The 16,343-nt window shown below is 46.6% G+C and carries 13 protein-coding genes and 1 pseudogene; 9 read left to right on the forward strand and 5 right to left on the reverse strand.

All coding sequences use genetic code 11. The annotated features are described in order from the left end of the window. Positions 1-92: 92 nt before the first annotated feature. The 7 genes from tcyA (at position 93) to AC4CV5_RS18380 (ending at position 5,842) form a co-directional block, all read left to right on the forward strand. Positions 93-899, forward strand: coding sequence for a cystine ABC transporter substrate-binding lipoprotein TcyA (tcyA, locus tag AC4CV5_RS18350; RefSeq protein WP_166854312.1), 807 nt, complete (start codon positions 93-95; stop codon positions 897-899). Further along, positions 886-1,590, forward strand: coding sequence for a cystine ABC transporter permease TcyB (tcyB, locus tag AC4CV5_RS18355; RefSeq protein WP_014112631.1), 705 nt, complete (start codon positions 886-888; stop codon positions 1,588-1,590). The genes tcyA and tcyB overlap by 14 nt, the downstream gene beginning before the upstream one ends. Before the next feature lie 13 nt (positions 1,591-1,603). After that, positions 1,604-2,347, forward strand: coding sequence for a cystine ABC transporter ATP-binding protein TcyC (tcyC, locus tag AC4CV5_RS18360; RefSeq protein WP_490923533.1), 744 nt, complete (start codon positions 1,604-1,606; stop codon positions 2,345-2,347). Between the two features lie 123 nt (positions 2,348-2,470). Continuing rightward, positions 2,471-3,118, forward strand: coding sequence for a YczE/YyaS/YitT family protein (locus AC4CV5_RS18365; RefSeq protein ID WP_166854314.1), 648 nt, complete (start codon positions 2,471-2,473; stop codon positions 3,116-3,118). A 130-nt stretch (positions 3,119-3,248) separates the two neighbouring features. Beyond that, complete coding sequence (locus tag AC4CV5_RS18370) at positions 3,249-4,244, forward strand: permease (protein WP_222143656.1); 996 nt, start codon at positions 3,249-3,251, stop codon at positions 4,242-4,244. A gap of 3 nt (positions 4,245-4,247) precedes the next feature. After that, positions 4,248-5,114 carry a TIGR03943 family putative permease subunit gene (locus tag AC4CV5_RS18375; RefSeq protein WP_326222657.1) on the forward strand — a complete coding sequence of 289 codons (867 nt, stop codon included), beginning with the start codon at positions 4,248-4,250 and terminating at the stop codon, positions 5,112-5,114. 53 nt (positions 5,115-5,167) lie between these two features. Beyond that, positions 5,168-5,842 (forward strand): 4'-phosphopantetheinyl transferase, encoded by a 675-nt coding sequence (locus AC4CV5_RS18380; RefSeq protein WP_166854316.1) that lies wholly within the window; start codon positions 5,168-5,170, stop codon positions 5,840-5,842. Here the strand turns inward: AC4CV5_RS18380 and AC4CV5_RS18385 are convergent. Further along, positions 5,837-7,171, reverse strand: a complete 1,335-nt coding sequence (locus tag AC4CV5_RS18385; protein ID WP_490923534.1) for an aminotransferase-like domain-containing protein — start codon at positions 7,169-7,171, stop codon at positions 5,837-5,839. The two genes, AC4CV5_RS18380 and AC4CV5_RS18385, sit on opposite strands and share 6 nt — an antisense overlap. Positions 7,172-7,297: 126 nt before the next feature. On the opposite strand from AC4CV5_RS18385, the gene AC4CV5_RS18390 reads away from it, so the two are divergent. Further along, complete coding sequence (locus AC4CV5_RS18390; protein ID WP_373924199.1) at positions 7,298-8,236, forward strand: DMT family transporter; 939 nt, start codon at positions 7,298-7,300, stop codon at positions 8,234-8,236. Positions 8,237-8,289: 53 nt separating this feature from the next. Further along, complete coding sequence (locus AC4CV5_RS18395; protein WP_248602429.1) at positions 8,290-8,847, forward strand: YcxB family protein; 558 nt, start codon at positions 8,290-8,292, stop codon at positions 8,845-8,847. 14 nt (positions 8,848-8,861) lie between these two features. Here the strand turns inward: AC4CV5_RS18395 and AC4CV5_RS18400 are convergent. The 4 genes and pseudogenes from AC4CV5_RS18400 to AC4CV5_RS18415 form a co-directional block, all read right to left on the reverse strand. Next, positions 8,862-10,076 (reverse strand): annotated as a pseudogene (locus AC4CV5_RS18400) (MFS transporter). Positions 10,077-10,175: 99 nt separating this feature from the next. After that, positions 10,176-10,904, reverse strand: coding sequence for a surfactin biosynthesis thioesterase SrfAD (srfAD, locus tag AC4CV5_RS18405; protein WP_490923536.1), 729 nt, complete (start codon positions 10,902-10,904; stop codon positions 10,176-10,178). Between the two features lie 27 nt (positions 10,905-10,931). Continuing rightward, positions 10,932-14,759 carry a surfactin non-ribosomal peptide synthetase SrfAC gene (gene srfAC / locus AC4CV5_RS18410; protein ID WP_490923537.1) on the reverse strand — a complete coding sequence of 1,276 codons (3,828 nt, stop codon included), beginning with the start codon at positions 14,757-14,759 and terminating at the stop codon, positions 10,932-10,934. 36 nt (positions 14,760-14,795) lie between these two features. After that, positions 14,796-16,343: condensation domain-containing protein (locus tag AC4CV5_RS18415; protein ID WP_490923538.1), on the reverse strand; the 1,548-nt coding region annotated here is incomplete at its 5' end.

The raw sequence follows: 16,343 nt of genomic DNA on the forward strand, positions 1-16,343 counted from the left end.
AATACTTGACTCATACTAAAAAAAAGTTATCCTTTAGATTTGTAAGCTAATTTTTTATTTCAATAAAATCAACCAGAAAAGTGGGGAATAAGATGAAAAAAGCATTATTGGCTTTATTCATGGTCGTAAGCATTGCAGTTCTCGCAGCTTGCGGAGCAGGAAATGACAATCAGTCAAAAGATAACGCCAAAGACGGCGATCTTTGGGCTTCTATTAAGAAAAAAGGTGTCCTGACAGTCGGTACGGAAGGAACATATGAACCGTTCACTTATCACGACAAAGAGACTGACAAGCTGACTGGCTATGATGTGGAAGTCATCACAGAAGTCGCAAAACGCCTAGGGCTGAAAGTCGACTTTAAGGAAACGCAATGGGACAGCATGTTTGCCGGCCTGAATTCCAAACGGTTTGACGTCATTGCCAACCAAGTCGGAAAAACAGATCGTGAAGACAAATATGATTTCTCAGATAAATACACAACATCAAGAGCCGTTGTCGTTACGAAGAAAGACAACAACGATATTAAGTCTGAAGCAGATGTAAAAGGAAAAACGTCAGCTCAATCACTGACAAGCAACTACAACAAATTAGCTACAGATGCGGGCGCGAAAGTTGAAGGAGTTGAAGGCTTGGCACAATCCCTTCAATTGATCCAGCAAGGACGCGTCGATATGACATACAACGATAAGCTTGCCGTATTGAACTACTTAAAAACATCAGGCAACAAAAACGTGAAAATCGCGTTTGAAACAGGCGATCCACAGTCAACGTATTTCACGTTCCGCAAAGGAAGCGGCGAGGTTGTTGATCAAGTCAACAAAGCATTAAAAGAAATGAAAGAGGACGGGACTCTTTCTAAAATTTCTAAAAAATGGTTCGGCGAAGATGTTTCTAAATAATCTGCCGGCATTGACGCTTGGCACGGCGATCCCGTGGGATCTGGTGCAGCAGTCATTCTGGCCGATACTTTCAGGGGGAATCTACTATACGATTCCCCTTACGATTCTTTCCTTTATATTCGGAATGATACTGGCGCTGATTACGGCGCTTGCCAGAATGTCGAAAGTGAGACCTTTGAGATGGGTGTTCAGCATATACGTATCCGCCATACGCGGCACTCCTCTTCTCGTTCAATTGTTCATCATTTTCTATCTGTTCCCGGCCTTTAACATTACACTAGATCCTTTTCCAAGCGCAGTTATCGCCTTTTCATTAAACGTCGGCGCCTATGCATCTGAAATCATCCGGGCATCTATTTTATCCGTGCCGAAAGGGCAATGGGAAGCCGGTTACACAATTGGCATGACACATCAGAAAACGCTGTTCCGCGTCATTTTGCCGCAGGCGTTTCGTGTGTCGATCCCGCCATTATCCAATACCTTTATCAGCCTGATCAAAGATACATCCCTCGCCTCTCAGATTTTGGTCGCTGAGCTGTTCAGAAAAGCTCAGGAAATCGGCGCGCGGAATCTTGATCAGATTTTAGTGATTTATATTGAAGCAGCCTTTATTTATTGGATTATCTGCTTCCTGCTTTCACTCGTCCAGCATGTCATCGAACGGCGTCTTGACCGCTACGTGGCCAAATAAGGAGGTTCCGAGTATGCTTACCGTTAGAGGATTAAACAAATCATTCGGTGAAAATGAAATTTTAAAAAAGATAGATATGAAGATTGAAAAAGGGAAAGTCATTGCCATACTTGGGCCGTCTGGTTCAGGGAAAACGACGCTGCTCCGCTGCCTAAACGCGCTGGAGATTCCAAATCGCGGAGAGCTTGCATTTGCTGACTTCGCCATCGATTTCTCCAAAAAGGTGAAACAGGCAGATATCCTAAAGCTTCGCCGGAAATCCGGAATGGTGTTTCAGGCGTATCATCTGTTCCCGCACCGCACAGCCCTTGAAAACGTGATGGAGGGTCCTGTTCAGGTGCAAAAACGGAACAAAGAGGAAGTCAGAAAAGAAGCGATTCAACTTCTTGATAAAGTCGGATTGAAGGACAAAATGGATTTATATCCGTTCCAGCTTTCCGGCGGACAGCAACAGCGCGTCGGCATCGCCCGTGCATTGGCAATTCAGCCTGAGCTCATGCTGTTTGACGAACCAACATCAGCACTTGACCCCGAGCTTGTCGGAGAGGTGCTGAAGGTTATCAAAGATTTGGCCAATGAAGGCTGGACCATGGTCGTCGTGACCCACGAAATTAAATTCGCCCAGGATGTGGCGGACGAAGTCGTCTTCATCGACGGCGGCGTGATCGTGGAACAGGGACCACCGGAGCAAATTTTCTCCGCACCAAAAGAGGAACGGACGCAGCGGTTCTTGAACCGGATTTTAAACCCGCTGTAATCAGAAAAACAGGGCGCCTGCGGCGGCCCTGTTTTTTTTGTTGAGCACCTTCCGCCTATTCCGCCCTTCTGTCAGATGTGCTACAATGACAATCGACTGATTTTTACGAAAGAAGGGACTCACGTGAAGCAAGAACTTGTTCTGCGCTGGACATTTTATTTTGCCGGTTTGATCATTTTGGCTTTTGGTGTATCCCTGACGATAGAAGGAAAAGCACTCGGAATAAGTCCGTGGGATGCATTTCATTACAGCCTATTTCAGCACTTCGGGCTTACCGTCGGCCAGTGGTCTATTATTATTGGAGCGCTCATTGTCGGATTAACGTCATTGTTCACGAAGGCTTGGCCGAAAATTGGGGCGATCCTGAACATGGTGCTCATAGGTGTATTTATAGATTTTTTCAATTTCATTCTGCCTGCCCCCTCGACCTACATGGGCTCCGTCATCGTCTTCTCTCTCGGCGTGGTGCTGATCGGTTACGGCGTCGGTGTATATGTATCAGCAGGTCTTGGCGCGGGGCCGCGTGATTCACTGATGATGCTGATTACAGAAAAAACCGGCTGGAATGTGCAATGGGTGCGGAACGGTATGGAAATAACGATTTTGTTTGCGGCATGGGGCATGGGCGGTCCGATCGGTTATGGTACCATTTTGACCGCCATCCTCACCGGACTCATTTTGCGCTTTTCATTGCCCCAGTCAATCCAGCTGCTGAATTATGCTGTGGCAAGGCGGACAGCCGCTGTGAAAGCATCTCCGCCACTGCACTAATCATTTGTCAGACAAAAACGGACCAGTTCATTGGCCCGTTTTTTTGTTTTCATTCATGTTCTCCAGGCTTGTCTCATAAATTGGTACTATCTCTTATGATAGAGAAATACTAGAGACGGAAGGTAACATGATGGAATCTCTCCAACAATTTGCAAGACGCACCTTCAGCATATTGCTCTTTTTCTTTTTACTGTATTGTTTTATTCTGCTTGAACCTAATAAGCTGTCTTTTCATATTCCGGAGTCACTGCTAAATGTAAATACCATTTTCCTGAGTATTTTGCTTGAATCTATTCCATTTATCATGCTCGGCATCTTTTTTTCTTCTTGCATTGAGTTCTTTGTCTCTGATGAATGGATGACCAAATGGATCGTCAAGAATCCGTATGGCGCAATAGGGTCCGCCGTCGTCATCAGTATTCTTTCCCCTGTATGTGAGTGTGCTGTGATTCCGGTGGTGCGCCGACTCATTCAAAAAGGGCTTCCTCTGCATGTCGGCTCGGTGATCTTAGTGGGCGCCCCCATATTAAATCCGATTGTCATCCTCTCCACCTACTATGCCTTCAGCAGGCATTTGGAGCTTGTGTACGCGAGGATTGGACTAGCTGTTGTCATTTGTATCATAACAGGGCTTATGATGTATTGGATATTCGGAAATAAGAAAATGCTGAAACCACAAAAATCAGATCCCTTACCGGAGTACAGTCAACAGCTTCTCGGAAAACGCTTGAAACCTATCATCACCCATGCAGTTGAAGAGTTTTTCGATATGGGCCGCTATTTGATAATGGGTGCATGTATCGCCAGCCTGTTTCAAACGTTCTTAAATCGCGGGGCTCTCGCTGAGCTTGGGACAAGTGACCTGTCAGGTTCCGCTGTCATGATGGGATTGGCATTTGTCCTGTCACTTTGCTCACATGCGGATGCGTTTGTCGCATCTACTTTTTCAGGCACCTATTCTCACGCTTCCCTTCTCTCCTTCATGCTGTACGGCCCGATGTTAGATTTAAAAAATACGTTTGTTTATGCTTCCTTTTTTAAAAAACGTTTTGTGTTTGTATTTTTTGTTGTCATTTCAGCTTCAGTTCTTGCAATCGTTTGGCTGTATGGTTTGATTACCTCATAAAGGGTGAGTGAGTTGAAAGAAAATAAAACGTATTCTTTTGATGCTGTTGTTCAGGGTCTTTTATTAATTGGCTTTGCATTGATGACATTAAAACTTTATTTGACAGGGCACATTTTGCATTTCATTTCTCCGCGTATGCTTTTATTTACAAAGTTCTTTATTTTGGCTGCTTTTGCGCTTGGCATACTGTCATTTATATGGAGAAAACAAGACACTCCGCACGCCTGCTGCGCATGTGCAAGCAGTCATACACATTCTCCGTCTCACCCATGGCTGTACAGCTTTTTTCTGATCCCTATCGTTTCCGGTTTTCTTTTCCCTAACCACGTGCTGACAAAAGATGTGGCAAAGAACAGAATTTTCTCAGCAAACAGCACCAAGATCTCAGAAGAGAAGAAATGGGATACTCAAACGCAATCCCCTGATGAAACAGGTGCAGCAGCTGTACTGCCAAGCGGTTATGAAAAAGAACTGGCGCAGGAGCTGGAACGGAAGAATGTTATTCAGATTTCAGATCAATATTATGTTCCAATCATCAATCTCCTGCTGGACAATGCAGGAGATTATGCAGAGAAAGAGATCGACATGAAAGGATTTGTCTATTTTGATGAACAGCTGAATCACTATATCGTCGGACGTTTTGGCATATCCTGTTGCATTGCAGATGCTGCGGTTTACGGACTGCCGGCTGCATTCACAGAAAAAACGGGTGTAAAGGAAGGCGAATGGGTTCACATTACGGGGAGGCTTGCTGTTTTTCAGAAGAATGGCGAACATCTTCCAATCGTATCTGTCACACACACGAAAAAAATCAATACGCCAAAAAGCCCCTATGTATATGAGATCATCGAGGATCTTACTCCGAAGTAAAACAAAATATGATAGGATGGTTTTGACAATCTTTTGCAGACGGAGGATCTAGAATGAAGATTTACGGAATTTATATGGACCGCCCGCTTTCCCAGGAAGAGACTGAACGGTTCATGTCTTTCATATCGCCAGAAAAACGGGAGAAATGCCGGAGATTTTATCATAAAGAAGATGCTCACCGCACCCTGCTGGGAGATGTGCTCGTTCGCTCAGTCATCAGCGGACAGTATCAGCTGGACAAAGCCGATATCCGCTTCAGCGCTCAGGAATACGGGAAACCCTGCATCCCTGATCTTCCTGACGCCCATTTCAATATTTCTCACTCCGGCCGCTGGGTCATTTGTGCGTTTGATTCACAGCCGATTGGCATCGATATTGAAAAAATGAAACCGATCAGCCTTGAGATCGCCAAACGTTTCTTTTCAAAAACAGAGTACAGCGACCTTTTAGCAAAAAATAAGGACGAGCAGACAGACTATTTTTATCATCTATGGTCAATGAAAGAAAGCTTTATCAAACAGGAAGGCAAAGGCTTATCGCTTCCGCTTGATTCTTTTTCAGTGCGCCTGCACCAGGACGGGCAAGTATCCATTGAGCTTCCTGACAGCCATACACCATGCTATATCAAAACCTATGAGGTGGATCCCGGCTACAAAATGGCTGTGTGCGCCGCGCACCCTGATTTCCCCGAGGATATCACAATGGTCACGTACGAAGCGCTTTTATAAGCGGCTCATCAGCAGCTTGACGCCATGCTCAATATCTTCCGTTTTCACATTGGAAATATTGATTTTTAATAGATTTTCTTTCGGATAATCTGTTAAATAATGACGGTCTATTGCCTCAAGGAGAACCCCTTGTTTTTTCAGCCTTTGAATCACCCTTGAGGCAGGCAGATCCGGAGGAAGCACCAGATGGGTGTGCATACAGGGCGCCTGCCCGCCGGAAAACGTAAAGCGTCCGCTTCCCAGCTGCCTATGTGTGTGAATGGCTTGATGAAGCCTCAGTGACCGGTCCTTGTAGGAAGCGCGGATCTTCTCCTTATGCCTGCCATACATGCCGCTTTTCAGATAAATCTCCAACGCTGCTTGAGAAATCATAGAGCAGTCGATGTCGTTTAGCTTTTTGTAAGTGTGAAACGTGTCAGTCAGCGCATCCGGCAAAACAGCGGCCCCCACGCGAAGGCCGGGGAACATCATTTTTGAGAAGCTTTTCAAATAGATGACATGCGAGGACAGATCATATGCGTACAGCGGATCTGCCTTTTTATTTTCCTCCAAATCACCAAGATAATCATCCTCAACGAGATAAACATCATACATTTCTGCGAGTCTCACAAGCTCTCGTTTATCACGCTCTGATAAAGAGCAGCCAAGCGGGTTATGGAAGCGCGGCATCGTATAAAAAAATTTGATCGATTCTGTCTGAAACAACCGCTCGACCTCACCCATATCAAGCCCCTCTTCCGTTCTTTTCACACCGATGGCAGGAATCCCAAGCGTCTCAAGCTGTTCAATCATCAAATGGTAGCCTGGCTGTTCAATGGCGATCTTCTCTTTCCCATTTGGAAACGGCATTGCACAAAGCAGGGACAACGCCTGCTGGATACCTGATGTAATGAAAATGTGCCGTTCATCCGCAAATACCTGCTGATTGGCCAGCAGCTTTCGGAGTACACGGATGAGTGATGGAAGCCCCTTTGGCGTTCCATAAATAAACAAATCATTTTTGTATGTATCAATTGCTTTGTTGATGCAGTGCTTAAAATCAAGATACGGAAACACATCTGGGTCCGGAGCAGAAGTGGCAAAGTCGATGGAGCCCGGCTGGCCGCTTTTTGATTTTCCCGTCTTTTTCACAATAAAATAGCCGCTTTTCGGAACAGAGTAGATGAGGTGGCGCTTTTCCAGCTCCTGCAGCGCCCGGATCACTGTGCTTTTGCTGACTTGGTAGCGGGCGGACAGCTGACGGATGGACGGAAGCCTGTCTCCTTCTTGATAGGCGCTGCTTTGCATCATCTCCTCTATCCTCATTAAAAGACTCATATATTTCTCCATGCTTTCTCCTCTCTCCCTATTGTGTACCGGTACAGTTCATTGTTTTTCTCATTGTACCGTTCTGGTCACGGCCATACAATAAAATAAAGCGACCGGCGCAATTTAGGTAAAGGAGCACCTTCCATTATGGTTAACAATCAGCAAGCCTCCGCTTATATGGCGGCTATCTTATATTCGTTCATTATCGGTTTATCTTTTCTATTCGTAAAAATCGCACTGCAAACAGCCGAACCGTTTGATATTCTGGCGCACCGGTTCACCATTGCGTTTGCTGCGGCCACTGTACCCGTCTTATTCGGCTGGATAAAGCTATCAATCCGCGTAAAGGACGTCATTGCCATTTTGCCGCTTGCCCTGCTGTATCCGGCATTGTTTTTTAGCTTTCAGGCATTCGGCCTTGTGTACTCGTCCTCCTCTGAAGCGGGAATTATTCAGGCAGCGATTCCGATTTTCACGATGGTTCTTGCCGCCTATGTTTTAAAGGAACGCTCGACATGGACGCAGAAGGGTTTCACGGTTTTATCCGTGGCCGGCGTCATGTTTATTTTTGTGATGAAAGGCGTCGATGTGGAATCAGCCAGCTTAACAGGCTCTTTGCTGATCCTGCTGTCCGCTTTGTCCTCCGCGATGTACAATACCGCTGCCAGAAAAATGACCCAGCGGTTCAAACTGACCGAGCTTACCTACATCATGTCAGCCATCGGCTTTGTCGTCTTCAACGCCATCGCCCTTATTCGCCACGGCGCGGCTGGAACTGTCAGCACTTATTTTCAGCCATTCCGGGAGCCCGGCTTTGTTCTCGCCATTGTGTATTTGGGCGTACTGTCTTCACTCGTCACTTCGTTTCTGTCCAACTATACACTGTCACGGATTGAGGCGTTTAAAATGAGCGCTTTTAATCATGTAGCCACTATCGTGACGATGATTGCAGGCGTGGTGATTCTAAACGAAACCCTGGCCTGGTATCATCTTGCCGGAGCGATTTGTATTATGATTGGCGTGGTGGGGAGCAATACCAATCTGCAGAAAAAGACAAATCGCCATAGGTTCCCTGCAAAAAAATGAGAAATTATGCTAGACTGATAGGAAAAACATGGTTTGAGGTGTAAGTTTACCGTATGATTCAATATGCTAGTGAAAGTATTCATCTTCCAGGAAAAATTACTTTCAAAGACGTAAGAGAAATCTTTTTTTATCAACTCGGAAAAATCTCATTCTTTTACTTTATATTATTTTGCGCCATTTTTGCTGCAGTTTATTTCATTAACGGATGGCCCCGTATCGTTTATGGCAGCGACACGCTTAACATTTTTATCAATAGTATACTAATTATCGTGATGTCTGTTCTGTTTACACTGCTGCTTCTCCTTCTTCTATATGTAAAGTTTTCTAGAGCATACAAAAAGAACGAACGGATTAAATCCAAAAGAACATATACCCTCAATCAAGAAGGAATCCGTATATGTTCTGAAAAGTATGACCTTATTTTTCATTGGAATGAAGTCACAGCTGTTTTCGAATATAAGAATAGCTTCCGGATCAATACATCCAGCAGCCAATATATTGCGATACCAAAACATTTTTTTCATTCCAAAGAAGAGATGAGCAGATTCAGGGGAATTATCATTAAAAATACTGAGACAAAAAAAGTGAAATTTAAAAAGGATCAGCGCTGACAGTGCTGGTCCTTTTATAGTGATTGATGCGTTTCTTTTGCCTTCTGTTTATCTAAAAACGGCACCAGTTCTATTACAGCCGATACACCTGCAAACACGATGCACACAACAACAATCAGCAGATAATTATGGGTCATGTCAAAAAACAAACCGCCCGCATACACACTGAGAGCCCCAGCGATCTGATGGATAAAGAAATTGATGCCTAGCAGCGAGCCGATTAATCCTGTTTGATAGCTTTCTGAAATAGACGCCGCGGTCAGCGGGATCACACCTGTGTAACTGAGCCCGAATAACAAAATAAAACCGAAGTACCAAAGTTCGCTGTAATGGATTCCAATAATAGGAATGAACAGACAAATCAGACTGAACAGCCGAATGAAAAATAAGATGGATAGCATCACGCTTCTGCTGCCTAGGAGATCTGACAGCCAGCCCGCCAATGATAATAAACGCACCGAACGCGGCCATCATTCCGTTGACATGAGAGACATGCGCATCCTTCAGCATCGGAACGAGATGAGCATCAATGATCCCCATTGTAAACCCGCATGTAAACACGCCGAAGTACAGGATATGTATGAGACGGGACTGCTTTACCACGTTCCAAAATCCCCGCCAGTCATAAGATTTTTTCACTGACGGCGCTTGCGCATGTGGCGGGTGCTTCATCCCGAAGGCAAGGAGCGGCAGCAGAACAGCCGCCATGACGATGCCCAATATGGTATAGTGTTTTGCCAGCCGGCATGGTACGGAGCCGCGGCCCAAATGGGTGAGAGCAGCAGCAGGCCCGCTGAGTTGGCATTGGTCAAAATAGCGAGCGCAAGGCCTTTGTGTGTATCAAACCAGCGGCTGATGAAATACTGGGTCGTCACGCCGACCGCACAGGAATATCCGATTCCGCCGAGCACTCCGTAAATGGCAGAAAACGCATGAACATTCAGTGAATACGAAAGCACCAAAAAGCTTGCGCTGATACAAACAGCCCCGATCGCCATAATTTTTCTGACACTGAACCGGTCGATAAAAAAACCGACAAAAAACTGAACGATTCCCGTTGTGATCATAAAAATGCTGACAGAAACCGAGATCAGCGACCTGTCGGCATGGAAGGTATCCGCGATTGGAAGCATAAAAAATTGAAAGGAATTTCTGAATGAGTTCATTCCGATGGCAAAAACAAACGTAAACAGCAATACAAACCATTTCACCTGAGGAGACGCGCGCATGTTTCAACCTGCCTTTATTTGAGTATTGCGACTATTATGTCATGCAAAAATTGACATTCTACACAAAAAAGCGGAACAGCCAGCGCTGTCCGCTTTTGATTATAACTGAATGATCGGATGCTGATTCAATATCGCAAAAATCCGTTCTGCCACTTCTTCCGTATGTGACAGCAAAAACATGTGCCCGCCGTCAAATTCATGGAATGTGATATCTTTCGCCCACTTCTTCCAGCCTTCCGCATCCCTCATGCATTTTTCATCATCAAGCCCGTTAAAGACATGAACAGGCGATTGGATCGGGGCTACATCGTGAAGCTCAAATTGTTCAAGAGCCCGATAATCCGATCTGAAGGAAGGCAGGAAAAAGGACATGACTTCCTTGTTTTCAACAAGCTCTGCGGGCATCCCGCCTAATTTGATAATATGATCAAGAAACTGATCATCAGGCAGATGGGACACTTTCTTCCGCTGTATATGAGGCGGCTGTATCGCTGAAATGATAACTGCCTGCGGAAAGATGCCTTCACGCTCCAGCTTTTGCGCCAGCCTGAAGGTGATCATTCCACCCATACTGTGCCCAAACAGCACAAACGGCCGATCAGGACGAAGGTTCAATTCTTGTTTGTACAAATCGCTCAGCTTTTCGAGATCCTCAATGGCTGATGTTTGATTTGTGCCGTGTCCTGGCGGCTCGGCAGCGAGCATCTCACATTCCCCTTGCAAAAAAGCATGGAGAGGGCGAAACGATGCCGAGTAGCCGCCGGCAAATGGAAAACAGATGAGCTGCGTTCTTTCCGACGCATCAAAGGATTTGAAGAGTTGGCTCATGGCCGTCTCCTCCTTTCATCACTTCATTTAAGAAACCGTTACGGTTTGTGTATTAAGACATTCGAGCAAAATCCCTGCATTCCTATCCAGCGTTTCGCCCTGCAGCATTTCAGCGTGTGTTCCGAAGCCTCTTTTCACACGGTAAGCGCCTGTTGTTGCCTCTTCCCACGATGCAAGCCATTCCGGCATGTCAAAATCAACGCCAGAAGTCAGCAGATCAATATCCGCTTTCACCTGGCCTGTGCTGATCAGGTTGACGTAGTATGAGTAGAAGGCGTGTGTTTTTTGCTTGAGGCCTTGTTTAACGGCTTCGCTGTTGAGCGCTTCATTGTCCCGGTTGACATTCATCAACGCTTCGACATCGGCCTCAACCGTGCGTCCGTCCAGATCACTGACACCTTGTTTTTTATAGGAATCTACCATGATGATCTGCTGAACAATGCGTCCCTGTTCCTCAAGCTTTTTGGCAGCTTCAAACGCCAGGCTGCACCCTGCTGAATACCCGAACAATGTCAAAGCCCCTTCTGGCTGAAGCTTCTGAATCAAATCCGCATAGCGGTCAAGCCGGTTTTCCTCCTCAATGAAATCAAAGGCGCACAGCTTGTATGACGGCAGGCGGTTGGCAAGGTTTTGGTACATGAGGCCATAGCCCAAGACTGGCGGGAACGCGAAAATGATCTGATCCTGATCGGGATTCATTATCGTTACATCCTGCAATCCATCTGAGCCTCCATTTTTCAAATACGCTGAAATGCCGGCAATCGTCGGTGCTTCAAACAAAAGCTTCACCGGGAGATCAATCCCGAGCTCTTTCTTGATACGTGAAGCGGCGGTCATTGCCTTCAAGGAGTGCCCGCCGAGCTCAAAGAAATCGTCATGAATGCCGACTTGCTGTCTGCCGAGAACCTCAGACCAGATTTGTGCAATTGTTTCTTCCGTCTCGTCTCTTGGCCCGATCCATTCTTCCGTCAGCTGATCCTGATCCGGTTTTGGCAACAGACGTTTATTGACCTTCCCGTTTGTCGTTAAAGGAAGCTCGTCCAAGAAAGTAAAGGTTTGCGGCACCATGTAAGCAGGAAGCTGTTTTTTCAGGTGCGCCTTTACGTCCCTAACTGAAAGCTCCGCCCTGTTCACGAGGTAGGCGTTAATTGATGCATCGCCAGACTCATGGCGGTCTGTAACAACGACCGCATCTTTCACTCCTGGATATTCCTGCAGCTGCTTTTCGATTTCTTCAAGCTCAATCCGGTGTCCGCGTATTTTGACCTGGTCATCAATCCGGCCAGCGTATTCAATCGTTCCGTCCGGCAGCCAGCGTGCTAAGTCCCCTGTTCGGTAAAGCCTTTCTCCCGGTTTGAACGGGTTCGTGACAAACTTTTGCTTTGTCAGGTCATGACGGTTTACATACCCTTTTGATACGCCCATTCCGCTGATACATAGTTCACCGACCGCTCCGAATGGCTGGAGCTGGTGTTGCTCGTTGAGAATATAAACACTGGCATTACTGATCGGCTTTCCGATCGGCAAAGAGGAGATGGACTCCGGTATATCATGTACAACGTGAGCTGTCGCAAACACCGTTCCCTCAGTCGGACCGTAGCAGTTAATCAGCTTGCCCGGCCCCATGATCCGCAGCGCTTTTCTGACGTGAGGCACTGATGCTCGCTCTCCGCCGAATAACACGCAGCGAAGCCCCTTCATCCAATCCTCTCCCGCATCTGTGAGAAGATTAAATAGTGCAGTCGTCGCAAACATAACATTGACATTCTCCTGCTGGATCAGATCTGTGAGCTGTTCTGTATCAAGCAGCGTATGTTCATCTGCGATAATGAGCCGTGCCGCATTTAGTATTGAAGCGTAGAAATCAAAGGTAAAAGCGTCAAAGGCGTAATTCGAAACAGATAAAAACGTATCTTTTTCAGAAAATGCCATGTAGTCTACATGTTTGACCAATCCTTGTATATTGGCATGAGTGGTGATATTGCCCTTCGGCTTTCCGGTTGTGCCGGACGTATACATGATATATGCCGGATCATCGGGTTCAATCGAGATTTCAAGGTCACATGCCTGTTCTTCAAACCGTGTTTGATCATCAATGAAGAGCGTTGTCCCTGTAAACGGCAGCTGAGCTGCTTTTTCTTTCATCTCCTGATGTGTGAGCAGGCAGGCTGCCGCACTGTCAGTCAGCATATACGAGATTCGGTCCTCCGGCAGCTTCGGATCAACCGGCAGATAAGCCGCTCCTGCTTTTAATATTCCGAGAATGCCGATCACCAGTTCAAGCGAGCGCTTCGTGTACAACGCTACGACGGAGCCTTTGCCTGCGCCTTGCTTTTGCAAACGGTGTGCAAGGCGGTTCGCTTCCTCATCTAATTCGCGATAGGAGCGAGTCTGGCCGGAATACGTAAGCGCCGGTGCATCTGGATTGACGTTCACCGCTTCCTTGAACCAATCCGTCAGAGGCTTAGCCTCATGAGTTTGAGCCGGCGGGTTTAAGCCAGTAAGGAGAAACTCTCTTTCCTTATCGTCGACGAGGTTGATCGTGCTGACAGGCTGATCCGCCTTCTCGATAAGCTGCTGAATCGCTGTGAGAAGCTGAGATTTCAAGCGCAGGATAAACGCCTCATCAAACACATTCTCGTTATAGGCAAGCTTAATCAGCATCTCATCTCCCGGGGAAGCCATTAGGTTGAGGTCATAATTCGACTTCTCAAAAACATGAACATCCTCCATATCAAAGCCGTTTTCACTGTTTTCTTCATTTTTTGCGTCCTGAAGCGGATAATTTTCAAAAACAATGATGTGGTCAATCGGTTTTGGCTGATCAGCCTGGCTTTGGATGTCGTAGAGCGGGACATATTGATGTGGCTCAGACTGAAGCGATTGCTCCTGCAGCTGCTTGAGCAAACCGTTAAATGTGATATCCTCAGACAGTTTCACCCGTCTTGGGACAACGTTGATAAACAGCCCGACCATGTGTTCAACGCCTTTGATATCCGCGGGACGCCCGGAAACGACTGTGCCGAAAGTCAAATCGCCAGACTGCTGATAGCGGCTGATTAATACGCTCCAGACTGCCTGCAAGGCCGTACTTAAAGTGGTTTGCTGCGATTTTGCAAGCTCGGTGAAGGCCTTTGTTTCCGCCTCCGGAAGTGAGAAGAGCAGCTCTTTCGGCTCGTAGCCGTCCGTTTGTTTCTTTCTTTGCTCCGCAAACGTCGTCTGTCCCTCAAAATCCTCTAAGTACTCTCGCCAGTAACGCAGTGATGCTTGTTTATCCTGCTTTTCAAGCCACTTGATATAGTCTTTATACGGTTTGACAGGCGGCAGGCTGTACGGCTTTTGTTCGCGCAGGGCATTGTATACCTTGAACAGATCCTGCACGACGATACCGAAGCACCAACCGTCCAAAATAATGTGGTGGTAGCTCCACACCCATTCAAAGCTTTCTTCAGCTTTTTTGAAAATGGCTGCCCGCATGGGAATATCACGCGTCAAATCAAAGCCCTTGATCTTATCCTGTTCCTTGTATTCATTGATTTTCGCTGTTTGCTCTCTGTCCGTTAAGTGTGTCAGATCGATTTCTTCTATATGAAACTGGCGTTTTTTCAAAACGACTTGGACAGGCCTTTTTACTTTTTCGTGAATGAACACGGTACGAAATACATCGTACCGGTCCATGATCACATTCATGCCTTCTTCAAGACATTTGATATTCAAGCTGCCTTTTACTTTCATCGTGATTTGTTCAAGGTAAAAGCTCTGGCCGGGATTCAGGATGGTATGAAACAGCATCCCTTCCTGCATCGGCGATAGGTAATACATATCTTGAACCTGATCCTTGCTAAATTGACTCATATGCTTCGCTCCCGCCTTCTGTAATTCCCTTGCGTTTTATTTTAAATTCTCCTCAAGCATGTCAAAAATATCGCCCATTTCGTCCATTCCAAGGTCTTCAGCACTGAAGTCGCTAGGCGTGAATTCCTTATCTTCTTTTTCCGTACAATGGCGGATCAGCATCAGGAGATTTTCTTTAAACCGTTCTATTTGCCCCTCGACTGTAGCTCTTTCAAACTCCTTCTCATTGTAGGAGCAGGAAAGCACAAACCGGCCGTTTCTGATCATGCCGCTGAAGCTTAAAGCGTACAGCGCCTCTGATTCTTCGCTTACTTGCCCCCCCATGTCGAAAGCGGACGGCTCAAAGAAGTCGGTTTTTACTTCACTGTCGAACTGGCCTAAATAGTTGAAGCTGATCTCTGGCGTAAAGCGCTTTGTTTCCGCTGTTTCTGTGACATAACGGAGAATGCCGTAGCCAACTCCTTTGTCCGGAATACGGCGCAGGTTTTCTTTGACTGATTTGATCACAGCAGAGGCATCTGCTTCAGTCATGTCGAGCACAACAGGATATTGTGCCGTAAACCAGCCGACCGTTCTGGAGATATTCACATTCGGGATGATGTCCTCCCGTCCGTGTCCCTCCAGGTTAATGCCAATTTTGGCACCATCTGTCCATTCTTTCATCGTTAAACCGAGCGCGCTGAGAAGAATATCATTGATTTCGGTTCCATATGGCTGATGAACATCCGTTAAGAGATGTTTGGTGTCTTTTTCCGTTAATTCACATAGAACGGACGATGTATGCTTGACGATCCGCTGCTCTGTTTCGTAGTCCTTCGGCACAGGGGAAACCTGTTCAGCGTCGATTTGCGACCAGTATTCAGCCTGCTGTAAAAGATCCGCTGATTGGCTGAATGCCGCCAGTTCTTCCGCCCAATCCTTGAAGGAATTTGTTTTTTGCGGGAAGACAACGTTCTCTTCTTTCTCCGCCTGCACGTAGCCTGAAGCAAAATCTTCAAGCAAAATCCGCCATGATACGCCGTCGACCACGAGATGGTGTACAGCGATGAGCAGGTGATCGCCAGTTTCCGTACGGTATTGCTCCGCCTTCAGAAGCGGTCCGTTTTGCAGTTCGAGACTGCTTTGCAGCCTGTTCGCGAGAATCTTGATCTGGCTTTTCAGCATGTCTTCGTCAGTACCGTACAGATCCACGATTTCGAAGCTGACCTTGCTTTCGCTGATTGGTTTATAAGCTTGAATGATCTCTCCGTCTTCCTCACGGTAGACCATGCGAAGTGCATCATGATGCTCGATCAGCGCCTGCAGTGTTTTCTCCACCCGTTCAGGATCGAAGCCCTTCTTGGCGTGAAGCATCACAGATTGGTTCCAGTGGTGCTTGTTCGTGAAGTTCTTTTCAAAGAACCAGCGCTGGATTGGTGTCAGGATGACCTCTCCCTCCACCGGGCCTTGGTCTGCCTGTTTGCCTTCGGCACGCTCCACATATTGTGTGAGCTCCTCGATCGTCGGATGCTGGAAGAGATCTTTCATCTCCAGCTTCCAGCCGTGCTGGTTCAAGCGGCTCGCCATCTGGATTCCTTTGATCGA

The organism is Bacillus sp. NS1, assembly GCF_058248265.1.